Consider the following 24,181-nt stretch of genomic DNA (forward strand, 5'->3'; position numbering starts at 1 on the left):
GGCCGCAGCAATGCGGCCAACCTTTTGCTTTTCTGGCTGCCCCGTTTTGCAGCAGCCAGGCACCATTTCAGGGCTGTTCGCCCACCAGATAGCGTTTGCTCATGCGGCGGAACAGGTCATTGCCCGATACCCGCAAGCACTCGAACAGCACCATCTCCCGCGTCACCAGCACCGCCCCGGCATCACGCATGCGCTGCAGGCCGTAATCGCGGTTCGTTTCACCCCGGCTGGACACGGCGTCTGCCACCACAAATACCTGCTTGCCCTCGGCCAGCAACTCCATCACCGTCTGCAACACGCAAACGTGGGTTTCCATACCGCACACCACCACCTGGCGCCGCATCATCAGGCTGTCGGGCAGGCATTGGCCGGCCACGCAGGAAAAGTGCAGCTTTTCCACAATCGCCGCCTGCGGTGCGGCCTCCAGCAGGCTGGGTACCGTGCCGCCCAGGCCCTGCGGGTATTGTTCGGAAAACACCACCGGCAGGCCAACATCTACAGCCATGCGCACCAGCCATTCGCAACGTGCCAGCATGCCGTCGGCGTCCAGCACCGCTGGCAACAGTTTGTCCTGAATATCCACCACCAACAGGGTGGCGACGTCTTTATCGATCAGCATGCATTGCCCTCCAGACAAGAACATCAGCTTAACGGCAGCCCCAAAGCAAGGGCAAACCCCTGATGGGTCAGCAGAAAAAGTGTGTCAACATCTGCCATCAATACAACATCGAAATCACACGCTGCCGGAGAGTGACATGCTGCAAGGTGCCTACCGCGAATTCCATCAACGTATCCTGGAAACCCTGCCGGCACGGCGCGTGTTTACCGACCCGCTGTCCACGCTGGCCTACGGCACCGACGCCTCCTGTTACCGGCTGACGCCGAAGATCGTCATCAAGACCGAAAGCGAAGCCGAGGTGCGCACCATCCTCGCCGAGGCGGCCAGCCTGCAGCTGCCGGTCACCTTCCGCGCCGCCGGCACGTCGCTGTCGGGCCAGGCGGTGAGTGATTCCATTCTGGTGGTGGCCAGCCACGGCTGGAAGAAGCTACAGGTGCTGGACGATGGCCTGGCCATCCGCCTGCAGCCGGGCGTGATCGGCGCCGAGGCCAACGCCGCGCTGCTGCCGTTCGGCCGCAAGATCGGCCCCGACCCGGCCACCATCAACTCGGCCATGATCGGCGGCATCGTCAACAACAACTCCAGCGGCATGTGCTGCGGCACCGCCGAAAACACCTACCAGACGCTGAAATCGCTGCGCATGGTACTAGCCGACGGCACGGTGCTGGACACCGGCGATGCAGCCAGCGTGACCGCCTTCCGTGCCAGCCACGCCAGCCTGCTGGCCCAACTGGACGCGCTGCGCCAGCGCATTCTGGCCGACGACACCTTGGCCGCGCGCATCCGCCGCAAGTACAAAATGAAGAACACCACCGGCTACAGCCTGAACGCGCTGCTGGATTTTGCCGACCCGGTGGACATGCTGGCGCACCTGATCGTGGGCAGCGAAGGCACGCTGGCCTTTGTGTCCGAGGTGACTTACCACACCGTGGTGGAGCACCCGCACAAAGCCTCGGCCCTGGTGTTCTACCCCGACATCAAGGCCGCCTGCGACGCCATCCAGATCCTGGCGCAGCACAAGGACGTGGTGTCATCCGCCGAGCTGCTGGACCGTGCCAGCCTGAAGTCGGTGGAAAACAAGGCCGGCGTGCCGGACTTCATCAAGACGCTGGGGCCGGACGCCGCCGCCATCCTGATCGAAACCCGCGCCGCCAGCCCGGACGCCATTGCGGCCAACGTGGCGGCCATCAGCGGCTACATTGCGCACATCACCACCGAAACCGGCATCCGCTTTACCAGCGACGTGGCCGAATACACGCAGTACTGGAACATCCGCAAAGGCATGTTCCCCAGCGTGGGGGCGATGCGTGCCGCCGAAACCACGGTCATCATCGAAGACGTGGCCTTCCCCATCGAGCACCTGGCCGAAGGCACGCTAAAGCTGCAGGCACTGTTCCGCCAGTTCCATTACCACGAGGCCATCATTTTCGGCCACGCGCTGGAAGGCAACCTGCACTTCGTGTTTACCCCCAACTTCAGCGGCCCGGCCGAGATCGCCCGCTACGAAGCGTTTATCGAAGCCGTGTGCCAGCTGGTGGCGGTGGAATACGAAGGCGCGCTGAAGGCCGAGCACGGTACCGGCCGCAATATGGCGCCGTTCGTGGAGATGGAATGGGGCCCGGCTGCCTACCGCCTGATGCAGGAAATCAAGGCGCTGTTCGACCCGCAAGGCATCCTGAACCCGGACGTGATCATCACCCACGACAAGCTGCTGCACGTGCGCGACCTGAAGCCGATTCCGGCGGTGGGCCCGCTGATCGACAAGTGCATCGAGTGCGGCTTCTGCGAGGTGATGTGCCCCAGCCGCGCCATTACCCTCACCCCTCGCCAGCGCATTGTGGCCAACCGTGAAATGGCACTACTGGAAAAAACCGGCGATAGCGAACGCCTGGGCGAGATTCGCGCCGCCTACCAGTACGCCGGCGACGAAACCTGTACCACCTGTGGCCTGTGCGAAACCGCCTGTCCGGTAGGCATCAACACCGGCAGCCTCACCAGCCTGATCCGCCAGGCCAGCCTCAGCGACGTAGGCTGGGCAGTGGCCGACACGCTGGCCGACCACTTTGCCAGCGCCACCAGCGGCGCCAAGCTGGGCCTGAAAGCGCTGGACGCAGTACACGCGGTAGCCGGCGACGGCGCCACCGGCAGCGTGATGCGCGTGTTGCGCAAGGTGGGCGGCCGCCATATCCCGCGCTGGAACCGCTACTTCCCGCGTGCCGCCGGCAAGATGAAAACGCTGGGCGTCAACGCGCACAGCCCGCGCCAGGTGGTGTACCTGCCCTCCTGCCTCACCCGCACCTTCGTGCCGTCGCGCCACATGCCTGACCAGCGCCCGCTGAACGAAGTGGTGGCGTCGGTACTGGCCAAGGCCGGCTACGGCATTGTGTACCCCGAAGGGCTGGCCAATCTGTGCTGTGGCACGCCGTTCAAGTCCAAAGGCGCGCAGGACGCGGCCGACAAGAAAGTGAGTGAGCTGGAAGCGGCATTGCTGGCCGCCAGCGACAACGGCCGCCTGCCGGTGATCATCGACAACGGCGTCTGCACTGCCGCGCTGCTGGATGGCATCCGCGACCCGCGCCTGCAGGTAATGGACGTCACCCGCTTTGTGCACGAGGTGGCCGCCGAACACCTGAGCTTTACCCCGCAAGACGAGCAGGTGGCGCTGCACGTGGTGTGCAGCATGCGCAAAAAAGGCCAGGCGGGCCTGCTGAACGCGCTGGCGCGCCGTTGCGCGACGCAGGTGCTGGAACCGCAGGGCATTACCTGCTGCGGCTTTGCCGGCGACAAAGGCTTCAGCCACCCGGAGCTGAACGAAAGCGCGCTCAGCGGCCTGCGCCAGCAGGTACGCGACTGCGGCAGCGGTTTCTCGACCAGCGCCACCTGCGAGATCGGCCTGTCGGAACACGGCGGCATTCCTTACCAGCACCTGATGGTGCTGGTGGACCGCGCCACCCAGCCGCGCCGCTAAGGTCTGCTGCTTGCGGCCAACCCTGCTGCCCGTGCCGGCTTGCCCGCACGGGCAGTTGCCATTTGACATGCGGCAATGGCAAGGTAGGGCTTCGGGCACGGCCAACCGCTGCCGCAGCCCATCAACTCCGGGAGCCCTCATGGCTTATACCATCCGTCGCCTGCAGCCCTCCGATGCGGCTGCGCTGTTCCGCCTGCGCCAATCCCCCGGCGTGGTGCGCAATACGCTGCAACAGCCGTTCCAGTCGCTGGCCGCCACCCAGGCCTTTCTCGACAACTACCCGGAAACCAGCCACGCGCTGGTGGCCTGTACCGACGACGGCGAGCTGGTCGGCTGTGGCGGGCTGCATGCCGGCCATCACAGCCCACGCCGCCGCCATAGTGCGCTGTTCTTCCTGTTTGTCCGCGATGACTGGCAGGGCAAGGGCGTAGGTAGCGCACTATTGCGGGCGGTGCTGGACTACGCCGACAACTGGCTGGATCTGAAGCGCATCGAGCTGGACGCCCTGCACGACAACCACGGTGCCATCGCGCTGTACGAGCGCTTCGGCTTCCGCCACGAAGGCGTTAGCCGCGGCTTCAACCTGCGCGAAGGGGTGTATGAAGATGCGGTGCTGATGGCGCGGTTGCGCTTTCGCGAAGGTGAGCTGGGCGCAGCGCGCGCTGAATTGCAGGACATGGCGGGCGAACGCGTGCCTGCCGGCAGCGCTTTCAGCCTGCGCCACGCCGAGCCGGGCGACGCCGCCGGCATGGCCGCGCTGATGGCTTACGACAGCACCTACGGCAACACGCTGCAGCTGCCCTACCCCAGCGCCGCCATCTGGCAGCAGCGGCTGAAACAGTCCGGCCGCACCGTGCTGGTGGCCTGCGACGCCGACGGTACCATCATCGGCCACTGCGGCGCCAGGACACCCAGCGACAACCCGCGGCTGGCGCACATCATCGGCGTGGGCATTACCGTCACGCCAGCGTGGCAAGGCCGTGGCGTCGGCAGCGCGCTGCTATCGGCCATGGTGCAGCAGGTACGCGATTACCAGCCATACCGCCGCATGGAACTGACCGTGTTTGCCGGCAACGCGCCGGCGATCGCGCTGTACCGCAAGCTGGGCTTCCAGCAGGAAGCGGTGCTGACCGGCTACGCCTATCAGGCTGGGCAATACCGCGACTGCCTGCAGATGAGTTTGTGGCTGAAATAAACAGGGTTGGCCGCACGCGGCCAACTTGCCCAAGGCAGGCACACCACCAGAAACGACAAAGCCCCGCAATGCGGGGCTGTTTTTTGACCACCTGGTGCGCTTAGCGCTTGCCGAAGTGGTAAGGCGACAGCTTGTAGTACGGGTTCAGCGGGTGCCAGCCGGACAGGGCCTTGGGCTGGCTGGCCAGGCGGGCCCGCACTGCGCCGGCCAGGAAGGCCAGCACGCCGCCTACCAGCGGCATCAGCAGGAAGTAGACCGCACACAGCACAATCAGGGTTTCCATGATGGTTCTCCAATAATGTATACACATTATCGGCCATGACAGCAGGAAAGTCGTTCAGGAACAGGACACTAGCTTTGTGCGGTGCGACATTACCCCAGCCTGGCACCAACGCCCGTCATGCCAGTCGCGATACGCACCAGCGCTGCGCCATAACAGTGCCTTCGCCCCCCACACCACCAAACAAAAAGCCGCCCGAAGGCGGCTTTTCGCGGATGTTGTCAGCGCGGATTAGGCAGCGGCAACAACAACGATCTTCACAGCAGCAACCACGTCGTGGTGCAGAGCGATTTCCAGATCGTATTCACCGATGGCCTTCAGCGGGCCGTTCGGCAGACGAACTTCGAAACGCTTAACTGCAACGCCAGCAGCGGTGATGGCTTCGGCGATGTCAACGTTGGTTACGGAACCGAACAGACGGCCGTCAACGCCGGCTTTCTGAGCGATGGTGAAGGAAGCGTCTACCAGCTTCTCGGCGCGAGCCTTGGCATCAGCCAGGATTTCAGCCTGTTTGGCTTCCAGCTCGGCACGGCGAGCTTCGAACTCTTTCAGGTTGGCTTCGGTAGCGCGTTTGGCTTTGCCTTGCGGGATCAGGAAGTTACGGGCGTAGCCGTTCTTCACGTTTACCACATCACCCAGGACGCCCAGGTTGGCAACTTGTTCGAGCAGAATGATTTGCATCTTGTCGTATCCTTATCCCGGAATTAGTGCTGGTCGGTGTACGGCAGGAAGGCCAGGAAGCGCGCGCGCTTGATGGCTTCGGACAGCTGACGCTGGTAGCCTGCTTTGGTGCCGGTGATACGGGCCGGGATGATTTTGCCGTTTTCGGCAATGAAGTCCTTCAGCAGATCAACGGATTTGTAATCGATTTCCTTGATGCCTTCCGCGGTGAAGCGGCAGAACTTCTTGCGCTTGAAGAGTTGACGAGCCATTTGATTAACCTTTAACAAATTCAACAGATTCGATGTGTAGAACCAACCGCGGATTCCGCATGCTGCGCTGATTCAGGAAGCCGGTGCAGTGCACGCTGTTTCCTGCCATCTTCCCTGCCAGCCGTTTGGCCAGTTCCCCCAGTACGACGGCCTGGATTTCACAGGTAACGTCGCGCTCCAGGGTGGCAATGGTTTGCCGAGAGTGATGCCTGAGCCACATCTCCAACACCGGCATGCCGGCGGGCGTGTGTCGCAGGGGCGCTTCAGTGGTGACCGTAGCGGTCAGTTCGAGCCGGTTCTGCAAGGGTGCAGCGTTGCCCAATTAGGCAGCGACTTCAGCCTCAGCAGCAGCTTGCTGGCCTTCCAGCAGGCTCTTGGCCTTCTCGTCCTTCATCATCGGGGATGCTTCGGTGATAGCACGAGTCATCTTGATGGTCAGGTGACGCAGTACAGCGTCGTTGAATTTGAAGGCGTGCTCGATCTCGGCCAGAGTTTCCGGAGTGCACTCTACGTTCATCAGAACGTAGTGAGCTTTGTGAACTTTCTGGATCGGGTAAGCCAGTTGACGGCGGCCCCAGTCTTCCAGACGGTGGATTTTACCGTCAGCGTTCAGGACCATGCCCTTGTAACGCTCAACCATCGCACCAACCTGTTCGCTCTGATCCGGATGGACGATGAACACGATTTCGTAATGCCGCATGTGAACTCCTTGTGGCTATAAAGCCCTTCGTCATGCGCGATAGCGAAGGGCAAGGGTTAAAAGCTGCAGATTGTACGGAGTTTGGCCAGCCATCGCAAGCCAAACGCGTGCATTTTCAGGCATTTGGCCGGCCATGCGGCCAACAGTGTCAGCCGATTACATCAAAACCGGCGTTTTCTACCGCCTGCTGCCAGGCGGCAGGCTGGGCGTCACCGTCAAAACGGATGGTTACCGCCTTGCTGGCCAGGTCTACCTGCACCTCGGCCACGCCGGCCACAGCTTGCAGTGCACGGGTTACACCCGCGGCACAACCGCCGCAGGTCATGCCGTCTACCTTGATGATTTGCTGATTCATGTCTGTTCTCCTGTTCAACGCATTTTCTTCAGCAGGGCCATCACTTCGGCGATGGCCTCGTCGCTATTCCCCTCGGTGACTGCTCGGCTCACGCAGCCCTTGAGGTGGTTTTCCAGCAGCTGCTGCGCCACGGCGTCCAGCGCCGAGCGGGCGGCGGCAATCTGGGTCAGCACATCCACACAGTAGCGGTCGCCTTCAATCATGCCAGCGATGCCGCGCACCTGGCCTTCCAGCCGCGCCAGGCGCTTGAGCAGCGCGGTCTTGTCCGGCTGCACCACGCTTTTGGGCGTGTGGCAGCAATCGTGTTGCGGTTCGGTCATGGCTTACCCCGGCAAAAAGTCGATCTGCGCCATCATGCCCTGGTCTTCGTGCTCCAGGATGTGGCAATGGAACATGCGCAGCCCCGGCAGCGTCTGCACGAAGCGCAGGCGCACCATGCCGCCGGCCGGCACGTTGACGGTGTCGCGCCAGGCCAGGAACGGCTCGTCTTCCCAGATGCCGTCCACCGTGCGTGCCAGCACCTGGAACTGCGTGCCGTGCAGGTGAAACGGGTGGTCCATGTGCGCGTCGGCGATCACTTCCCACTCTTCGATGCGGCCAACCTGGCCGGTACCGTCGATGCGGTTCATGTCGTAGCTTTTGCCGTTGATCAGGAACGGCGCTTTCGGGTCGGCCATGTTTTCCGACAGCACGATCTTGCGCCGGAAGCCCGGCGCGCCCAGCGGCGCAATCGGCCGCAGCGTGGCGGGCAGCGCCAGAGTTGGCCGCATGCCATAGGCGACGATACCGGCCAGGGTTTCGTCTTTTTCCTGCTCCGGGTGCATGCGCTTGCCGCGTTCGTACGGCTGGCTGATCAGGCCAGCTGGCTGACCCGGCTTGAAGCGCCCGGTTACCACCAGCTCGCAGCGCTCGCCCGGCGACAGCAGCACGCTGTCTACCAGCTGCGGCGCGCCGATCAGGCCGCCGTCGGTGCCCACCAGCTGCACCTCGTGCGCCGGCAGCGCCAGCTTGATGATGCGGCTGCTGGTGGCGTTCCAGATGCGCCAGCGCTGGCGCTCGCCTTCGGCCAGCGTGATCAGCGGCTGCCAGGCGCCGTTGATCAGCACGAACTGGCCTTCGCGGCCATCGTGCAGGTCGGCCATGTCGCTGGCCGGAATCTGGCGCTGCGCGTCCAGCTTGAGATCGGACAGCAGCAGGTGACGCTCCGGCAGGTGGCGCAGCGGGTCCTGCTTGCTACGGATGATCAGCGGGCCGGCCAGGCCGCGGAACGCCTGCTCGGCAGTATGGCCGTGCGGGTGCGGGTGGTACCAGTAAGTACCGGCGCAACCGGCGGGCAAGGTGTAACGGTAGCGGCGGCGCTGGCCGGGAGCGACCGGGTCTTGCGGGTTGCCGTCTTCCGCTGGCGGCACCGGCATGCCGTGCCAGTGGATGGTGGACGGCTGCGTCAGCGCGTTCTCGAACCCGATGTCCACTTCGTCGCCTTCCCACAGCTCGATCAACGGGCCGGGCACGCTGTCGTTGTAAGCCCAGAACGTGGTTTTGGCGCCGTCACCCCACAACGCCACCTGTACCGGCGCTGCACGCAGGCTGCCGACAAAGCGGCCGGCGTCGCTGCTTTCGTTCACCAGCGGCTGCAAGGCCGGCAGGCGTTCGCCGCTGGGCAGTTTCAGGCTGGCATCGGCGGCGGCCGGCATGGCGCCGTCGCTACCGTGGGCCATGTCGTGCCCCATGGCGGCGTGATCCATGCTGCTTTGTGCCAGCGCCGGTCGCAGCGCGGGCAAGGTGGCGGCCAACAGGCCGGCGGTTTTCAGGAAGTGACGACGCTGCATGACAACTCCTTGTATCAGTTACTGGTGACTATATACCCCACAAGGGTATACAGACAAGGTCGGAAACACCCGGTTCCAAGGCCATGGCAATAAAAGTCGGCCGCATGTAAAAAGGCCTGCCCGCAACAGCGGACAGGCCCCAAACCGGCAAGCAGGCAGATCAGCCTTGCTTCAGTACACGCTGGCGGCGGCTTTCACTCAACACCATGCCGGACGAGACCGAGACGTTCAGGCTTTCCACGGTACCGAACATCGGAATCGACACCAGCACATCGCAGTGCTCGCGGGTCAGGCGGCGCATGCCCTCGCCTTCGGCCCCCATCACCCAGGCCAGCGGGCCGCTGGCGTCGAAGTGGTACAGGTCGGTATCGGCTTCCATGGTGGTGCCGGCAATCCAGACGCCGGCGTCCTTGAGGTCGCGCAGGGTGCGCGCCAGGTTGGTCACCGTGATATACGGCACCACTTCGGCAGCGCCGCAGGCCACTTTTGACACGGTGGCGTTCAGCGTGGCGGAACGGTCTTTCGGGGCGATGACGGCGTGCGCGCCCATGGCGTCGGCCACGCGCAGGCAGGCACCCAGGTTGTGCGGGTCGGTCACGCCGTCCAGGATCAGCAGCAGCGGCGGCTCGGCCAGGTTTTCCAGCACATCGTCGAGGGTAACGAAGTTCTGGTTGGCGTCGATCATCGCCACCACGCCCTGGTGGCGGGCGTTGCCGGTGAGGCTGTCCAGCCGCACCTTGTCCACGATGTGGGCCTTGACGCTTTCGCTGGCGGCCTTGTCCAGCACTGCCTGGGCGCGGGCGTCCTGACGGCCGCCGGCCAGGAAGATTTCCAGCACGGATTTCGGGTTTTGCCACAGGCGGGCATTGACGGCATGAAAACCGTGAATGAGTTTCTTGTTGCTCATGAGGCATCACCAAATCGATAGAACCGCGCATTGTAGCGCTAAACGGCCGCCCTTGCCCGCCGCTGCCGGCCAGGCGGCCTGGCTGCTTACAGTTCGTCGTCGCCCTCGGCCAGCAGCGGCACCGGCTGCTGGCGTGCGGCCAACCATTGCGCCAGCTGGTCGGCCGGCAACGGCCTGCTGAAAAAATACCCCTGCAGAATGGCGCAGCCGGCGTGGCGCAGGAAGGCGCCCTGTGCCGCCGTTTCCACCCCTTCGGCGATCACGGTGAAGTGCAGCTTGCGCGCCATGGCGATGATGGCTTCGGTAATGGCGGCGCTGTCTTCGTCGGCGGGCAGGCCCTCGATGAAGGAGCGGTCCACCTTCAGGTAATCCAGCGGGAAGCGCTTGAGCGTGGACAACGACGAGTAACCGGTGCCGAAGTCGTCGATAGACAGTTTCACCCCCAGCGCCTTCAGCTCGCCCAGTAGCAAAACGGCTTCCTGCGGGTTCTGCATCAGCATGGACTCGGTGATTTCCAGTTCCAGCCGTGCCGGCTGCAGCCCGGTAGCCGCCAGCACATCGTTGACCTCGGTCAGCAGCGTTTGCTGCTCGAACTGCCGTGCCGACAGGTTCACTGCCAGCCGCGGTACCGCCAAGCCGGCTTGGTCCCAAGCCACCATCTGGTAGCAGGCCTCACGCAGCACCCAAGCGCCTATAGGCTTGATGAGGCCGGTTTCCTCGGCCAGCGGAATAAAGCGCACCGGCGCGATCAGCCCCAGCTGCGGGTGACGCCAGCGGATCAGCGCCTCCACCCCCTCCAGCGTCACGCCGTCGCACGACACCTGTGGCTGGTAGTGCAGCTCGAACTCGCCGCGCTCCAGCGCCTGGCGCAGGCCGCTTTCCATCAGCAGGCGCTCGAAAGTCTGGATGTTCATCTCGGCGTCGAAGAACTGGTACGTGTTCTTGCCCGCCTCCTTGGCGCGGTACATCGCCGCGTCGGCATTTTTCAGCAGGGTATTAGCGTCGATGCCGTCGTTGGGGTACACGCTGATACCGATACTGCCGCTGACAAACACCTCGTGCTGCTCCACGCGCATCGGGCGCGCCAGCGCCGCCAGCACTTCCTTGGCCATGCGGCCCAGGGTTTCGTGGCTATCAAAGTCGCGCACCAGCAGGGTGAATTCGTCGCCCCCCAGCCGCGCCACCAGGCCAAAACGCTGCGCCGACTGCGTCAGCCGCGCCGCGATTTCATGCAGCACCTCGTCGCCAGCCTGGTGACCGAACGAGTCATTGATCAGCTTGAAGCGGTCCAGATCGATGAACATCACCGCCAGCTGCGGCACCTCGTGGCTGGATTCGATAATGGTGTTGTCGATGGCTTCGATCAGCGCGCTGCGGTTGGGCAGCCGTGTCAGCGGGTCGTGGCTGGCCAGGAACTGCAGCCGGTCTTCCGCCTGCTTGCGGCCGGTAATGTCGGAAAACACGCCCACATAGTGGCTTAGCACGCCGTGAGTGCTGCGAACCGCGCTGATGGACAGCTCGGCCACGTAAGGGTCGCCGTTCTTGTGGCGGTCGAACATCTCGCCTTTCCAGTGGCCGTCGCGGGCCAGCGCCTCGACCAATGCCCGGTTGCGTTCGCGGTTGGCGGTGCGCAGCATGCGCGATACGCGACCGATGGCTTCGTCGGCAGCAAAACCGGTGATACGGGTAAAAGCCTGGTTCACCATCACGATGCGCCCTTCGGCGTCGGTAACCAGAATGCCCTCGGTGGCGTTGTCGAACACGGTTGCAGCCAGACGCAGCTCGGCGTTGGCCGCCACGCGGTCGGAGATGTCCATCACCACGCCGATCAGCGCCTTGCGGCCCTGGTAATCGAACAGCCGGCTGTGGATTTCTACATCCACGATCTCGCCATCCTTGCGTACTAGCCGCGTGGTGTAGTGCATGTTCTGGATATGGTCGGCAATACGGCGACGGATCTGGCTACGAATACGCTCGCCCTCGCCCGCAGGCAGCACTGACACAATATTGCGGCCAACCAGTTCTTCCGCCTCATACTGCACCAGGTCTGCCAGCTTGGGGTTGACGTACACCAGCTCTTCTTCTTGCGTGATGTAAATGCCTACCAGCGACTGCTCCACTACGGCGCGGTATTTCTCGGCAGCCTCGCGGCGCTGGCACTCCTCGGCTGCACGTTGGGTAATGTCTACCGAAATGCTACCCACACCGGATGGCAGACCCTCGCTATCAAACAGCGGAAACACGCTGGACAGCATGCGCAGGCAGGTATCGCCAACCGTAATGATTTCCTCAAACTGACGCGGCTCCAGGCTGCGCAGCACCTGCTGATCGTGCTCGGTGATGGCTTTTGCCTCATCGGCGGCATAGACGTCGCGGGCACTGCGGCCCTTGAAATACAGCGGCGAGTGGCCGAACAGGCGGGCGAAGTTGAGGTTGACCACCAGATAACGACCATCCAGGTCTTTCAGCGTCATCAGGCTGGTGCTCTGGTTCAACAAAGACTCGAAGCGCGCCTGCACGTCCTGCAACAGACGCTCGCGGCGGCGATAGCCATCACCAAACACCGCCACCATGCAGGCCAGTAACGCAAACAACACCAGCCCCGATGTAGCGGGCAAACCATGGATGACAGACCACGGTGGCTGGCCCCATACGCCGGGTAGCGACAGCAACATCAGCTGCAACACGCCTACGCCTGCCACGCCACTCATGCCGCCCCGCAAAGCAGCCATGAACAGCAAGGGTAGCAAGGCCAGCAGGCAGGAAGTCTGGCACTCCTCGTGCCCCAGCGCCCATAGCACAGCCACGACCAGTGCACTGCCCAGCATGGCAAGCAAGGTATCGCGGCGCATCAAGGAGGTAGGAAAAGCCACGTAAGCAAGTGGCAGTAATACAGCCAGCATCAGCCAGGCTTGCAGGACTGCTTGCACTAGCCAAGGCCACGATACCGCGGGCTGTGTAATGACCAAGGGCACGACAAGCAAAACGGCCGGCAGCAGCGTACGCAGTTGTAGCCACAGCATGGCCGGCAGGGTATCAAGGCGGAAGTCGGATGCCGGCACGGTAAACCACAGACCCAGCACCATGATAGCGAACGACAGGCTCCACAGGACAGCTTCCGGCAGCGGCATGGTGAGCATGGACACCAGCAGTACCGGCACGCTCCACCACCAGACCACACTCAAGCGCCCCATGGCAAAACGCCAGGCCAGTACACCGTGCGCAGCAAAGGCAGCCAGTGGCAGCCCGTCCTGCCACCTTAGCGGCCAGAACAGCATGCCCGCAGCAAAAAAAACCAGCGCGACCAGCGCGCCCAGCGTGTTTTTATCCACCACTCCCCTACCTGTTGTCTGTGTCATGCCGACCCGGCCTTCCCCCCGCAGGGACGGCAGTGTTCTTTCTTAGTCATGGAGAACTCACGGGTGGGCACCGGCTGTCGTTATCAGGATTTCGCTGTCTGGCGCAGCTGTTGTGCCGGTGTGGCTCTATAATACCCGCCTCCCCGAGAATGTGTAGCGATATGACCATCACACCGCGAGCATGGCCGGTACCCGGCCAGAAGACCCCGCTGCCCCGCCCGGCAGGCAGTGCCGACAGCGCGCTGATCGCCGACCTGCCGGAGAGCTGCCAACCACTGCTGATCCTGACCGCCAGCGCGCAGGACGCGCAACGGCTGAAGGCCGAGCTGCCGTTCTTCCGTCCGGACTGGCGCATCGCGCTGCTGCCGGACTGGGAAACGCTGCCCTACGACCACTTCTCGCCGCACGGCGACCTGGTATCGGAACGGCTGGCCACGCTGTGGCAAATCCGCAATGGCGAGTGCGACGTGGTCATTGCCCCCATCACCACCGCGCTGACGCGGCTGTCTCCGGTAAGCTTCCTGCTGGGCCGCACCTTCTGGCTGAAACAGAAGCAACGGCTGGACGTGGACCGCCTGCGCGCCGACATGGTCACGGCCGGCTACCAGCACGTGTCGCAAGTGGTGGCGCCAGGCGAGTTCTCGCTGCGCGGCGGCCTGGTAGACCTGTTTCCGATGGGCAGCGCGCTGCCGTACCGCATCGACCTGTTCGATGACGAAATCGACAGCCTGAAAACCTTCGACCCCGACACCCAGCGCACGCTGTACCCGGTACCGGAGATTCGCCTGCTGCCGGCACGCGAATACCCCACCGACGAAGACGGCGTCACCGCTTTCCGCCAGCACTATCGCGAAAAGATGGAAGGCGACCCGTCCAAGAGCCGCATCTACAAAGACGTCTCCAATAATCTGTGGCCGGCCGGTATCGAGTACTACCTGCCGTTGTTCTTCGACAGCACCGCTACCCTGTTCGACTACCTGGGCGACAACGCCCGCCTGATCGTGCACGGTGGCGTGATGGCGGCGGCGGAAGAATTCTGGCGCGACGCACACAGCCGCTACCAGATGGCCGGCGGCAACCCCGAACGGCCAGTACTGCCACCGGTAGAGCTGTTCCTGCGCCCGGACGAGCTGATGGGCGCGCTCAAGCCCTACTCGCGGCTGGAGCTGCACGGCGATGGCAACGCCGACTACCTGCCGCTGCCCGACCTGGCGGTAGACCGCCGCGCCGACAACCCGCTCACCAAACTGGACGACTTCACCCGCCGCTACAGCGGCCGGGTGCTGATTGCCGCTGAAAGCCTGGGCCGGCGCGAGACACTGTTCCACTTCTTGCAGGAACACGGCATCAAGGCCAAGGCGGTAGACGACTGGCACAGCTTTGCCCACGGCAAGATGGCGCTGGGCCTGATCCACGCGCCGCTGTTCAACGGTTTCGAGCTGCACCAGCAGCAGATCGCCATCGTTACCGAAGCCGAGCTGTACCAGCACATCGCCCGCAGCCACGGCAAACGGCGCAAGAGTGCGGCCAACAGCGACGCCATGCTGCGCGACCTGGCCGAGGTAAAAGTGGGCGACCCGGTGGTACACGAAGCGCACGGCATCGGCCGCTACATGGGTTTGGTGTCGATCGACCTGGGCGAAGGCGAAACCGAAATGATGCAGCTGGAGTACGCCGAAGGCGCCACGCTGTACGTGCCGGTAGCGCAGCTGCAACTGATCAGCCGCTACGCCGGCCACGCCAGCGACAACGTACAGCTGCACCGGTTGGGCAGCCCGGCCTGGGACAAGGCCAAGAAAAAGGCCGCCGAAAAAGCCCGCGACACCGCCGCCGAGCTGCTGAACCTGTACGCGCAGCGCGCCGCGCGCGAAGGCCACAGCTTCACGCTGAACCACCACGATTACGACGCCTTTGCCGCCGGCTTCGGCTTCGAGGAAACCCCGGACCAGGCCAGCGCTATCGAGGCGGTAATCCACGACATGACCAGCGGCCGCCCGATGGACCGCCTGGTGTGCGGCGACGTCGGCTTTGGCAAAACCGAAGTCGCGCTGCGCGCCGCCTTTGTGGCGGTGATGGGCGGCAAGCAGGTGGCGGTGCTGGTGCCCACCACACTGCTGGCCGAACAGCACTTCCAGAACTTCAGCGACCGCTTTGCCGACTGGCCGGTGCGCATTGCCGAGCTGTCGCGCTTCAAGAGCGCCAAGGAAGTGAAGCAGGCGATGGAAGGCTTGGCCGCCGGCAGCATCGACATCGTGATCGGCACCCACAAACTGGTGCAGCCGGATGTCAGCTTCAAGAACCTGGGGCTGGTGATCATCGACGAAGAACACCGCTTTGGCGTGCGCCAGAAAGAACAGCTGAAGCGGCTGCGCGCCAACGTGGACGTGCTGACGCTGACCGCCACGCCGATTCCGCGCACGCTGTCGATGGCGCTGGAAGGCCTGCGCGAGTTCTCCGCCATCACCACTGCGCCGTCGCGCCGGCTGGCAGTAAAAACCTTTGTCAGCCCGATCAGCAACGGCGTCATCCGCGAAGCCATGCTGCGCGAGTTCAAGCGCGGCGGCCAGGTGTTCTTCCTGCACAACGAGGTGGACACCATCGAGAACATGCGCGAAAAGCTGGCCGAGCTGGTGCCGGAGGCGCGCATCGGCGTGGCGCACGGCCAGTTGCGCGAGCGCGAGCTGGAACAGGTAATGCGCGACTTCCTGCAAGTGCGCTTCAACGTGCTGCTGTGCTCCACCATCATCGAAACCGGCATCGACATCCCCAACGCCAACACCATCCTGATCAACCGTGCCGACAAGTTCGGCCTGGCCCAGCTGCACCAGCTGCGCGGCCGGGTTGGCCGCAGCCACCACCAGGCCTACGCCTACCTGCTGACCGGCGAAGGCATGACCCGCGACGCGCAGAAGCGGCTGGAGGCGATCCAGGCCTCCGAAGAGCTGGGCGCCGGCTTCTACCTGGCCATGCACGACCTGGAAATCCGTGGCGCCGGCGAAGTGCTGGGCGAGGGGCAATCCGGCGAGATGCAGGAAGTCGGCTTCAGCCTGTTTACCGAAATGCTGAAGCAAGCGGTACGCGACCTCAAAAAGGGCCGCGAGCCGGACCTGGACGCGCCGCTGGGTGTTACCACCGAAATCAACCTGCACAGCCCGGCGCTGCTGCCGGACGAGTACTGCCCCGGCGTGCACGAGCGGCTGGTGATCTACAAGCGGCTGGCCACCTGCGATAGCGAAGACGAGATCGACACCATCCACGAAGAACTGATCGACCGCTTCGGCCTGCCGCCGCAAACCGTGAAGACGCTGATCGAAAGCCATCGGCTGAGGTTGGCCGCACGCGAGATGGGCATCCAGAAGCTGGACGCCAGCGAGGTGGCCATCCAGCTTACCTTCGTCCCCAACCCGCCGATTGACCCGATGAAGATCATCCAGCTGATCCAGAGCAAGCGGAACTACAAGCTGGCGGGCCAGGACAAGCTGCGGGTGGAAAGCCCAATACCGGAAGTAGCCATGCGCATCGTGCGGGTGAAGGAATTACTGCGCGAACTGCAATAAGGCGGCCAACTACTTCGCCGACACGCCCCGGACACCCCGGGGCGTTTTGCTGTCTGGCACGGTTGCAATTGTGCAGCGCAGCAGAACAGCATGTTCGCCAAATCGGCAATAACTGGTTCTCATTTGTACGACCAATTGTCATAGCATTGAAAGATCAATGCCATTTCTATAAATCGGCACAAAGAAAATAATACGCCCGCAGACGCCTAAAGGCGGGTAGCACTCGCACAACACAGCACCTGTAAGTACCTTTTCATCAATCGGTCCGAGGTGTTTCATGAAAATTGCCACCCGTCTGCAAATGCAGACCGCCGTTGCCGTCGCTGCTTTCAGCGTCATCCTGCTCATCGCCTTCGTCCAGCTCAACCGCATCCGGGATGCATCGGCCTACATCGCCGAAAAAACGGTACCCAGCGTCGAACTACTGGGCAACGCCAGCCTGAACTTCGTACAGCAGCGGGCAGCGCTGTTCAGCATGATGGGGCAGACGCCAGACAAACAAGGCGCGGTCATGCAGTCGTTCCAGCGCTACCGCAAAGAGCTGTACGACAGCCTGCAACGCTACGAAACGCTGGTGCGCGATGATGAGGAGCGCAAGCTGCTGAATGACTTCCGCCAGGGTGCCGAGCGCAGCAACCAGCACTTCGACGAGATCATCCGCACCTTTCAGGGCGGCGACGCCGCCGCTGCCATGACCCGGCTGAACAATCTGCGCGACGAGTTCCTGCAAGTACGCGACCAGGCACTGAAGCTGATCCAGCACAACCAGCAGGAAGGGCGCGACGCCCACCAACAACTGAAGGACGCCGAACACAGCGCCCTGCTATGGCTGGCCGTCACCGCCGTACTGGCCTTGCTGACGCTGGGCCTGATTGCGTGGCGCACTTACCTGCAAGTGGTGGGCAGCATCAATACGGCTGCTGCCGACATTGCCGACATGACCGAGCACCTGGACCTGTCGCGCCGCTGCAGCATTCGCCGTGAAGACGAAATCGGCGGCCTGTTGCAACACTTCAACCAGTTGACCACGCGCCTGCACGACAGCCTGCAACGGGTGGCCGACTCGTCGGCACAGGTCAGCACCACGGCGGCCAGCCTGGCCGCCGCCGCCGGCCAGGTCTCTGCCGGGTCGTCGGCGCAAAGCCAGTCGGCATCGTCAATGGCAGCCGCGCTGGAGCAAATTACCGTCAGCATCAATCACGTGGCCGACCGTACCCAGGAGGCCAACACGCTGGCGCAAGACACCGGCCACAAGGCGCGCCACGGCGAGCAGGTAATCGAAAACAGCAGCAGCACCATCCTCGGCATGGCCGACTCGGTGCGCGACGTGTCCAACCATATGGGCGCGCTGAACCAGCAGACCAACGCCATCCATTCGGTGATCAACGTCATCCGCGACGTGGCCGACCAGACCAACCTGCTGGCGCTGAACGCCGCCATCGAAGCCGCCCGCGCCGGCGAGATGGGCCGTGGCTTTGCCGTGGTGGCCGACGAGGTGCGCAAGCTGGCCGAGCGCACTGCCAGCTCCACCACCGAAATCGCACAAATGATCAATACCATGCAGGGCAAGTCGGACGACGCGACGGCGGGGGTTAGCCGCGCAGTGGGCAGCATGGAAAGCGGGGTGCAAGAAACCGAGCGTGCGCGACAGACCATGCAGGAAATCGCGGTGGCTGCCGACGACAGCAAACGCGTGGTGGGTGAAATTGCCAGCGCCATCCGCGAACAGGGTGCGGCGGCCAACAGCATTGCGCAGCAGGTAGAAACCGTGGCGCAGATGTCGGAAGAAAACGCCAGTGCGGCGCATAGCGTCACCGAGCAGGCGCGCCATCTGAACGAGCTGGCGGTACTGCTGGACCGCGAAGTCAGCAGCTACAAGTATAACCGGCAGGCCTCGCCCGCTTGCCGCAAGGCAGCGGGCAGGGCAGCTCGGCTTGCCGTCAGCTGCGCTGATACAGTACCCAGCGCTAATGCAAGGAGTTCAGTACTTGCTGCAGACTGCTGCCAAAGTAGTTCTGATAGAAATCATCCAGCTGGCCACTCTTGCGCAGGGCGGCGGCTTCGGCATCAATACCATCGCGCAGCGCCTGCAGGCCAGGGCGCAGGCTAATCGGCTGGCTGGTGCTACCTACCAACGGTTTGAGCTGGCGTACCCTGTCGCGCAGCGCTGCAGGCAGCGTGGCAGACGCCATGCTGTCGTCGAATACCACATCCACCCTCCCCCCTAGTAGCATGCGCATGCCACGCTCGGTGTCGATAACGTCAACCCGTTGCCAGTCCTGCTTCTGCTTCAACGCCACCGGATAGGCATAGGCGCCGACCCAACCTACTCGCTGGCCGCTAAAGGCATCCAGAACAGCAAAAGTATGATGGTGACTGGTAGCAGGTACCCAGGCACTGAGCAGCCAGTACACCAGCGGTTGGCGCGTTTGCACCCAGCCGGGCGGGCTGTCGGCAGCATCGGCAAAGGCCAGCATATCGACCTGGCCTTGACGGGCCAGACGCAGGCAGGCACCGGCAGATTTGAAGATATATTTGACCCGCAGGTGATGGGCCGCAGCTACCCGGCTGATGAGGTCGGCGGCAATACCGCGGGCCGGCTGCTTGTCGTCACTTTCAATAAAAGGTGCCCATGGCTCGGCGCACACACTCACCACCGGGTTGGCCGCAACAGGGGCTGCCAGGCACAACCATGCCAGCAGACTGCTACTCGCAATACGCTTGTTCATACTGCTCTCGCAATACATGACTCGATAAGTCAGATAAAGTCATTATGCGTATTTTTTATAAAAACACTACGACAGAATTACGACAGCAACCACATCACTGCCGCCTCGGCATGTAAGGCGGTGGTATCGAACAAGGGCATGTCGGTGTCGGCCGGGCCCACCAGCATCGCCAGCTCGGTACAACCCAGAATCACCGCCTGGGCACCGTCAGCACGCAAGGTGTCGATCATGCCTAGCAGGCGCTGGCGCGACCCCGCCTGCAGCTGCCCCAGGCATAGCTCGTCAAAAATGATGCGGTGCACCTCGGCACGGTCTGCGGCAGACGGCACGCAGACCGTCAAACCGGCTGCCAGCAGCCGCGAGGTATAGAAGTCGTCTTCCATGGTGAAGCGGGTACCCAGCAGCCCGACACGGCTGACGCCGGCACCTTGCAGCGCGGCGATGGTGGGGTCGGCAATATGCAGCAAAGGGATGCCCACCATCTCGGCCACCGGGGCGGCCACCTTGTGCATGGTGTTGGTACACAGCAGCAAGGCGCCGGCGCCGGCCGCCGCCAGGCCCTGCCCGGCCTGGCCCAGCACCTTGGCCGCAGCCGCCCAGTCACCGCGCTGCTGCATGTCGGCAATGGCGGCAAAATCGACACTGTGCAGCAGCAGCGGCGCCGAGTGCAGGCCGCCACGCGCCTGGCGCACGCCCCGGTTAAGGTAGGCATAGTAGTGGGCGGTGGATTCCCAGCTCATGCCGCCCAGCAAACCCAATAGTCTTGTCGTCATTTACAGTACTCCGCTCAGTGTCAGTTCATCCAGCAGCAGCCAGGCCGCCGTCGCCGCCATCGCGAGCGCCATGATGCCATTGAACACGCGGCGGGCACCGTCTTGGCTGAGGTAGCGGCGCAGGCCGTCGCCCAGTGCCGCCCACAAACAGATGCAGGGGAAGTTGATGGCCGCGCACAGCAGCGCCAGCCACAACGCCTGCGGCCAACTTGCGCCAGCCGGCAAGAACAGCAGGCTGGTGTTCACCACCATCACCCAGGCCTTGGGGTTCACCCACTGGAACGCTGCGGCGCCGATAAAGCTCATCGGCGTCACCGCGTCACGCGCCTGGGGCGCCCCGGCCAGCCACACCTGCCACGATAGCCAGAACAGGTAGCCACAGCCAGCCAGGCTGAGCAGCAGGCGCCAGTCGTTCAGCAGCGCCATCACCCAGCCCAGCAGCAGCGCCACGATCAGCACCTGGATACCGTGGCCGATGCTGATACCGAACAGGTGCGGCAGGCTGCGGCGAAAACCGAAATTGACGCCGGATGCGGCCAACATCAGGTTGTTGGGGCCGGGGGTAACCGACATCAGCGAAACGTAGCTCACAAGCGGCAAGCTCAGCATGGCACAGCTCCTTGGGGTAGGTGAGCCACCATCGTAGACAAGGCCGCTTGCCGGTGACAGGCGCAAGAATTTATTATTGTCATGGTGACAGTTTCACTTGTGATACCACTGTCACCTTTGTTTTTACCGCCTACTGTCCCAGCCGAGCCCGCCATGGAAAACGCCACCCTGTATCAGCAACTGGCCGACGATCTGTCCAGCGCCATCAATCGCGGCACCCTGCCCCCCGGCTCGCGCCTGCCATCGGTGCGCAAAACGGCGCACAGCCGCCAGTTATCGCTCAATACCGTGGTGGCCGCTTACCGCGTGCTGGAAGACCGCGGCCTGGTGGAGGCGCGGCCGCAGTCCGGCTATTACGTCAAGGCACGGCTGGCTTCGCCGGCACGTGGTGCGCTGCGCGAAGCGGGGCCGGCGCAAGGTACCGATGGCGCAGTGCTGGACCTGATCGGCGCCGCGCTGCAGGCGCAGCAGACACCCGGTTATATCGACATGGCGCTGGCCTGCCCGCGCGGCGGCGATTTCTACCCGGCCGGCAAGCTGGCACGGCTGATGGGCCAGGTGCTGCGCAAAAGCCCCGGGCTGGTCAGCAATTACGCGCTGCCGCCAGGTTCGGAACGGCTGCGTACCCAGATTGCTCGCCGTGGCCTGGAACTAGGCATGGCGCTGCAGGCCGACAACATCATCCTGACCCACGGTGCGATGGAGGCATTGCAACTGGCCTTGCGCGCCGTGTGCCGCCACGGCGACACCGTGGGCATCGAGTCGCCCACCTATTTCAACCTGCTGCCGCTGTTTGCCAGCCTGGGGCTGAAGGCAGTCGAGATTCCCACCGACCCGCAGCACGGTCTGTCGCTGGACGCCCTGGAGCTGCTGCTGAGCGAAAAGCGGGTGCAGGCGGTGGTCGCCATGCCCAATGTGCACAACCCGCTGGGCTGCAGCATGTCCACCGACAACAAGAAAAGGTTGGCCGCACTGGTGAACCGCTACCAGGTGCCGCTGATCGAAGACGCGCTGTACGCCGAACTGCAATTCGGCGACGCGCTGCAACCGGCGGTGAAAGCCTACGACCAGGACGGCTGGGTGATCGTCTGCGCCAGCTACACCAAAACGCTGGCGCCGGATTTCCGTGTCGGCTGGCTGGAAGGCGGCCGCTTTGGCGCCGACATCAAGAAGCTGAAGTTCGCCAGCTCGATCGCCGAACCGCTGGTGCTGTGCGAAACGCTGGGCGCGTTTCTGGAATCGGGCGGCTACGACCACCACCTGCGCTCGCTGAAGCGCCGCTACACGCTGCACATCGACAAGGTGCGGGCGCTGATTGCCGCCCACTTTCCGCCCGGCACCCGCGCCACCCACCCCAGCGGCGGCTTTCTGGTGTGGGTAGAGCTGCCAGACGGCTACGACACGGTAAAACTGTTCGACCTGGCCATCCACGAGCGCATCAGTATCTCGCCCGGCCCGCTGTACTCGCCCAGCGGCCGCTATCGCAACGCGCTGCGCCTCTCCTGCTGCCAGCCGCTGGACGAGCGCTTTATCAACGCGCTGCGTACCGTGGGCGAGTTGGCCGCACGCTGCCGCGCAGGGTGAAGGTGGGGGCTGTGGACAGCCCGCCACACGGCAAACCAGCCCAAGAGCCATCACGATAAATACCTGCATTGACCCTGTTCTGATGCGCTGCCGATACTGGCTGGCAGCGCGGCACATGGCTGCGCTGCGGCGAGCAGCCACACCGCCGCACACAATAAACAGAAAGGGGTTAACGGATGAATCTGCGTCAGCTTTTCCTGATCGGTACCGCCATCGGCCTGGTGCCGATCGCGCTCTCTTACGGTCTGATGCCGCAACAAAGCCTGGGTCAGCTGTTTGGCCTGCAGGTAGACAGCGTCAATGGCTTCCACATCTTTCGCGCCATCATGGGCCTGTATCTCACACTGGCGCTGTTCTGGGTAGCCGGCGCGCTGCGCCAGCCCCTGCGCCAGGCTGCCTTGCAAAGCCTGGTGGTGTTCATGTTCGGGCTGGCCATCGGCCGGGTAGGCAGCCTGCTGATCGATGGCATGCCCGACAAGGTGCTGGTGGTTTATCTGCTACTGGAGTTGGTGTGCGGTGTATTGGGTTTGTTGCTGCTGAAGCGGGCAGACTGAGGCTTTGCTTGCACAGACGGCCCGCTTGTCAGACAAGCGGGCCGGGGTCGGGCGTGTCTTTCAGGGAAACGACTCACGGTTCCACGACACCGCCTACCACACAGTCGCGACCGGCAGATTTGGCGCGGTACAGCGCCTGGTCGGCCTGGCGGATCAGACTGTCCAGCGTCAGCTCCGGCACCATGGTGGCGCAACCCATACTGACACTGAGTCGTGGCGCACCTTCCCACGGCAGGACAATGCTGGCTACTTGCTGGCGAATGCGCTGCCCCAGCGCCATGGCACCTGCCAGGTTGGTAGCGGGCAGCAGCAGCATGAACTCCTCGCCCCCCCAGCGCGCGACGCAGTCGCCTTGCCGCGCACAGGCCTGCAAGGTGGCAGCCAGCAGGCACAACGCCTCGTCGCCGCAATCGTGGCCAAAACGGTCGTTCAGCAACTTGAAGTGATCGATATCGCACAATAACAGGCTGAAAACACGGTCATGCTGCAGGAAGGCGTTACGCGCCATCTCCAGCTGCATCTGCGCTTCTCGCCGGTTGGCCAGCTGGGTGAGCGGGTCGGTAATCGACAAGCGGCGGTTTTCTTCCACCATGCAGTGCAGGTCGTGTACGTCACGAAAGGTGACGATATGCCAGGCCGGCAGGATGTCGGCCTTGATCTGGGCCGCCACGATGAACCAGCGCCGCTCGCCATTCTTGCAACGCACCAAGGCGCTCATCTCGGCTACGTTTTCGCCGCGTGCCAGGCTGAGCTCTACCGCGTGCTGCCATTCGCGCACGATCTGCTGCCGGTAAATAGGGTCCGGATAAGCCAGCTGGAACCAGCTGAGCATGTCCGGCATTTCCTCGGTGGTGTAGCCGATCTGCCGCAAAAAGGCCTTGTTGATAAACAGATGGTTGCGACGTCCCTCCGACGAGGCGTCCGACGAAGACACCAGGGCCGGGATGGGTATGACATCCAGACTATGAAACAGCACCTGCTCTATGTCGTGAGGTGCCAATGCGTGCTGACCCGTCGACATGCTTTCCCCTCTGCCACCCCTGCCTGTCAGCGGCGGCCTGCGCCAGTATGTAATAGTGCGAACCGCGCGATGGCGCCTGCCACGATTCTCATCAGATTTATACTGCGATTTATGAAGTGATGAAATAGCGCTGCGCTCAGTCGTTTAAATTCGATATAAATTACGCCAATGAGCTAACTAGCTTTATAAGCCTGACATGTAAAAAAGCCC

Annotated in this window: 20 protein-coding genes and 1 pseudogene; 6 read left to right on the plus strand and 15 right to left on the minus strand. The window is 63.3% G+C overall.

Annotated features, from left to right (window positions below; translation table 11 throughout):
- Window positions 1–67: 67 nt before the first annotated feature.
- On the minus strand, window positions 68–619 hold the full coding sequence (locus tag ACK4FZ_RS11115; RefSeq protein WP_409820855.1) for a hydrolase: 552 nt from the start codon (window positions 617–619) through the stop codon (window positions 68–70).
- A gap of 136 nt (window positions 620–755) precedes the next feature.
- Here ACK4FZ_RS11115 and ACK4FZ_RS11120 point away from each other — a divergent pair, with 136 nt between their 5' ends.
- Both ACK4FZ_RS11120 and ACK4FZ_RS11125 read left to right on the plus strand, forming a co-directional pair.
- Window positions 756–3,587 carry an FAD-binding and (Fe-S)-binding domain-containing protein gene (locus ACK4FZ_RS11120; RefSeq protein ID WP_409820858.1) on the plus strand — a complete coding sequence of 944 codons (2,832 nt, stop codon included), beginning with the start codon at window positions 756–758 and terminating at the stop codon, window positions 3,585–3,587.
- A gap of 139 nt (window positions 3,588–3,726) precedes the next feature.
- Window positions 3,727–4,782: a GNAT family N-acetyltransferase gene (locus ACK4FZ_RS11125; protein ID WP_409820860.1), complete on the plus strand. Its 1,056-nt coding sequence runs from the start codon at window positions 3,727–3,729 to the stop codon at window positions 4,780–4,782.
- A gap of 100 nt (window positions 4,783–4,882) precedes the next feature.
- Here ACK4FZ_RS11125 and ACK4FZ_RS11130 read toward each other — a convergent pair whose 3' ends face one another.
- The 10 genes from ACK4FZ_RS11130 to ACK4FZ_RS11175 form a co-directional block, all read right to left on the minus strand.
- Window positions 4,883–5,065: a hypothetical protein gene (locus tag ACK4FZ_RS11130; protein ID WP_144371120.1), complete on the minus strand. Its 183-nt coding sequence runs from the start codon at window positions 5,063–5,065 to the stop codon at window positions 4,883–4,885.
- 228 nt (window positions 5,066–5,293) lie between these two features.
- A complete protein-coding gene (gene rplI / locus ACK4FZ_RS11135) occupies window positions 5,294–5,743 on the minus strand; it encodes a 50S ribosomal protein L9 (protein ID WP_144371121.1) in 450 nt (149 codons plus the stop codon).
- Window positions 5,744–5,766: 23 nt separating this feature from the next.
- Window positions 5,767–5,994, minus strand: coding sequence for a 30S ribosomal protein S18 (gene rpsR, locus ACK4FZ_RS11140; RefSeq protein WP_017509979.1), 228 nt, complete (start codon window positions 5,992–5,994; stop codon window positions 5,767–5,769).
- Window positions 5,995–5,998: 4 nt separating this feature from the next.
- Window positions 5,999–6,298, minus strand: a complete 300-nt coding sequence (gene priB, locus ACK4FZ_RS11145; RefSeq protein ID WP_144371122.1) for a primosomal replication protein N — start codon at window positions 6,296–6,298, stop codon at window positions 5,999–6,001.
- Window positions 6,299–6,316: 18 nt separating this feature from the next.
- On the minus strand, window positions 6,317–6,694 hold the full coding sequence (rpsF, locus tag ACK4FZ_RS11150; RefSeq protein ID WP_144371123.1) for a 30S ribosomal protein S6: 378 nt from the start codon (window positions 6,692–6,694) through the stop codon (window positions 6,317–6,319).
- A 148-nt stretch (window positions 6,695–6,842) separates the two neighbouring features.
- The gene (locus ACK4FZ_RS11155) at window positions 6,843–7,049 is read right to left on the minus strand and encodes a heavy-metal-associated domain-containing protein (protein ID WP_144371124.1); all 207 of its coding nucleotides are present in this window, start codon (window positions 7,047–7,049) and stop codon (window positions 6,843–6,845) included.
- A 14-nt stretch (window positions 7,050–7,063) separates the two neighbouring features.
- Entirely contained in the window at window positions 7,064–7,369 is a 306-nt protein-coding gene (locus tag ACK4FZ_RS11160; RefSeq protein WP_144371125.1) for a metal-sensitive transcriptional regulator, read from the minus strand.
- 3 nt (window positions 7,370–7,372) lie between these two features.
- Window positions 7,373–8,878 carry a multicopper oxidase family protein gene (locus ACK4FZ_RS11165; protein ID WP_409820864.1) on the minus strand — a complete coding sequence of 502 codons (1,506 nt, stop codon included), beginning with the start codon at window positions 8,876–8,878 and terminating at the stop codon, window positions 7,373–7,375.
- 160 nt (window positions 8,879–9,038) lie between these two features.
- Window positions 9,039–9,785, minus strand: a complete 747-nt coding sequence (rlmB, locus tag ACK4FZ_RS11170; RefSeq protein ID WP_409820866.1) for a 23S rRNA (guanosine(2251)-2'-O)-methyltransferase RlmB — start codon at window positions 9,783–9,785, stop codon at window positions 9,039–9,041.
- Window positions 9,786–9,871: 86 nt separating this feature from the next.
- Entirely contained in the window at window positions 9,872–13,144 is a 3,273-nt protein-coding gene (locus ACK4FZ_RS11175; RefSeq protein WP_409820868.1) for an EAL domain-containing protein, read from the minus strand.
- 161 nt (window positions 13,145–13,305) lie between these two features.
- Here ACK4FZ_RS11175 and mfd point away from each other — a divergent pair, with 161 nt between their 5' ends.
- Together mfd and ACK4FZ_RS11185 are read left to right on the plus strand one after the other, a co-directional pair.
- On the plus strand, window positions 13,306–16,701 hold the full coding sequence (gene mfd / locus ACK4FZ_RS11180; protein WP_409820870.1) for a transcription-repair coupling factor: 3,396 nt from the start codon (window positions 13,306–13,308) through the stop codon (window positions 16,699–16,701).
- A gap of 277 nt (window positions 16,702–16,978) precedes the next feature.
- Window positions 16,979–18,469: pseudogene (locus tag ACK4FZ_RS11185) on the plus strand (methyl-accepting chemotaxis protein); the annotation flags it as partial.
- Window positions 18,470–18,668: 199 nt separating this feature from the next.
- Here ACK4FZ_RS11185 and ACK4FZ_RS11190 read toward each other — a convergent pair.
- From ACK4FZ_RS11190 to ACK4FZ_RS11200, 3 genes are all read right to left on the minus strand, one after another.
- Window positions 18,669–19,430: a substrate-binding periplasmic protein gene (locus tag ACK4FZ_RS11190; protein WP_409820873.1), complete on the minus strand. Its 762-nt coding sequence runs from the start codon at window positions 19,428–19,430 to the stop codon at window positions 18,669–18,671.
- A 77-nt stretch (window positions 19,431–19,507) separates the two neighbouring features.
- Window positions 19,508–20,203, minus strand: coding sequence for an aspartate/glutamate racemase family protein (locus tag ACK4FZ_RS11195; protein ID WP_409820875.1), 696 nt, complete (start codon window positions 20,201–20,203; stop codon window positions 19,508–19,510).
- The gene (locus ACK4FZ_RS11200; RefSeq protein ID WP_409820877.1) at window positions 20,204–20,812 is read right to left on the minus strand and encodes a LysE family translocator; all 609 of its coding nucleotides are present in this window, start codon (window positions 20,810–20,812) and stop codon (window positions 20,204–20,206) included.
- A gap of 153 nt (window positions 20,813–20,965) precedes the next feature.
- Here ACK4FZ_RS11200 and ACK4FZ_RS11205 point away from each other — a divergent pair, with 153 nt between their 5' ends.
- Complete coding sequence (locus ACK4FZ_RS11205; RefSeq protein ID WP_144371135.1) at window positions 20,966–22,396, plus strand: PLP-dependent aminotransferase family protein; 1,431 nt, start codon at window positions 20,966–20,968, stop codon at window positions 22,394–22,396.
- A 176-nt stretch (window positions 22,397–22,572) separates the two neighbouring features.
- Window positions 22,573–22,950, plus strand: a complete 378-nt coding sequence (locus ACK4FZ_RS11210; RefSeq protein ID WP_409820879.1) for a DUF4345 domain-containing protein — start codon at window positions 22,573–22,575, stop codon at window positions 22,948–22,950.
- A 73-nt stretch (window positions 22,951–23,023) separates the two neighbouring features.
- Here ACK4FZ_RS11210 and ACK4FZ_RS11215 read toward each other — a convergent pair whose 3' ends face one another.
- Complete coding sequence (locus tag ACK4FZ_RS11215) at window positions 23,024–23,971, minus strand: sensor domain-containing diguanylate cyclase (RefSeq protein ID WP_409820881.1); 948 nt, start codon at window positions 23,969–23,971, stop codon at window positions 23,024–23,026.
- Between the last annotated feature and the right edge of the window lie 210 nt (window positions 23,972–24,181).

This window comes from Vogesella sp., from assembly GCF_046297735.1.
GTDB classification, from domain to species: Bacteria; Pseudomonadota; Gammaproteobacteria; order Burkholderiales; family Chromobacteriaceae; genus Vogesella; species Vogesella urethralis.

What these genes read in the sequence shown, in the direction of transcription:
- ACK4FZ_RS11115 (WP_409820855.1), bottom strand. Translation starts at nt 619, where the DNA reads ATGCTGATCGATAAAGACGTCGCCACCCTGTTGGTGGTGGATATTCAG.
- ACK4FZ_RS11120 (WP_409820858.1), top strand. Translation starts at nt 756, where the DNA reads ATGCTGCAAGGTGCCTACCGCGAATTCCATCAACGTATCCTGGAAACC.
- ACK4FZ_RS11125 (WP_409820860.1), top strand. Translation starts at nt 3,727, where the DNA reads ATGGCTTATACCATCCGTCGCCTGCAGCCCTCCGATGCGGCTGCGCTG.
- ACK4FZ_RS11130 (WP_144371120.1), bottom strand. Translation starts at nt 5,065, where the DNA reads ATGGAAACCCTGATTGTGCTGTGTGCGGTCTACTTCCTGCTGATGCCG.
- rplI (WP_144371121.1), bottom strand. Translation starts at nt 5,743, where the DNA reads ATGCAAATCATTCTGCTCGAACAAGTTGCCAACCTGGGCGTCCTGGGT.
- rpsR (WP_017509979.1), bottom strand. Translation starts at nt 5,994, where the DNA reads ATGGCTCGTCAACTCTTCAAGCGCAAGAAGTTCTGCCGCTTCACCGCG.
- rpsF (WP_144371123.1), bottom strand. Translation starts at nt 6,694, where the DNA reads ATGCGGCATTACGAAATCGTGTTCATCGTCCATCCGGATCAGAGCGAA.
- ACK4FZ_RS11155 (WP_144371124.1), bottom strand. Translation starts at nt 7,049, where the DNA reads ATGAATCAGCAAATCATCAAGGTAGACGGCATGACCTGCGGCGGTTGT.
- ACK4FZ_RS11160 (WP_144371125.1), bottom strand. Translation starts at nt 7,369, where the DNA reads ATGACCGAACCGCAACACGATTGCTGCCACACGCCCAAAAGCGTGGTG.
- ACK4FZ_RS11165 (WP_409820864.1), bottom strand. Translation starts at nt 8,878, where the DNA reads ATGCAGCGTCGTCACTTCCTGAAAACCGCCGGCCTGTTGGCCGCCACC.
- rlmB (WP_409820866.1), bottom strand. Translation starts at nt 9,785, where the DNA reads ATGAGCAACAAGAAACTCATTCACGGTTTTCATGCCGTCAATGCCCGC.
- ACK4FZ_RS11175 (WP_409820868.1), bottom strand. Translation starts at nt 13,144, where the DNA reads ATGACACAGACAACAGGTAGGGGAGTGGTGGATAAAAACACGCTGGGC.
- mfd (WP_409820870.1), top strand. Translation starts at nt 13,306, where the DNA reads ATGACCATCACACCGCGAGCATGGCCGGTACCCGGCCAGAAGACCCCG.
- ACK4FZ_RS11190 (WP_409820873.1), bottom strand. Translation starts at nt 19,430, where the DNA reads ATGAACAAGCGTATTGCGAGTAGCAGTCTGCTGGCATGGTTGTGCCTG.
- ACK4FZ_RS11195 (WP_409820875.1), bottom strand. Translation starts at nt 20,203, where the DNA reads ATGACGACAAGACTATTGGGTTTGCTGGGCGGCATGAGCTGGGAATCC.
- ACK4FZ_RS11200 (WP_409820877.1), bottom strand. Translation starts at nt 20,812, where the DNA reads ATGCTGAGCTTGCCGCTTGTGAGCTACGTTTCGCTGATGTCGGTTACC.
- ACK4FZ_RS11205 (WP_144371135.1), top strand. Translation starts at nt 20,966, where the DNA reads ATGGAAAACGCCACCCTGTATCAGCAACTGGCCGACGATCTGTCCAGC.
- ACK4FZ_RS11210 (WP_409820879.1), top strand. Translation starts at nt 22,573, where the DNA reads ATGAATCTGCGTCAGCTTTTCCTGATCGGTACCGCCATCGGCCTGGTG.
- ACK4FZ_RS11215 (WP_409820881.1), bottom strand. Translation starts at nt 23,971, where the DNA reads ATGTCGACGGGTCAGCACGCATTGGCACCTCACGACATAGAGCAGGTG.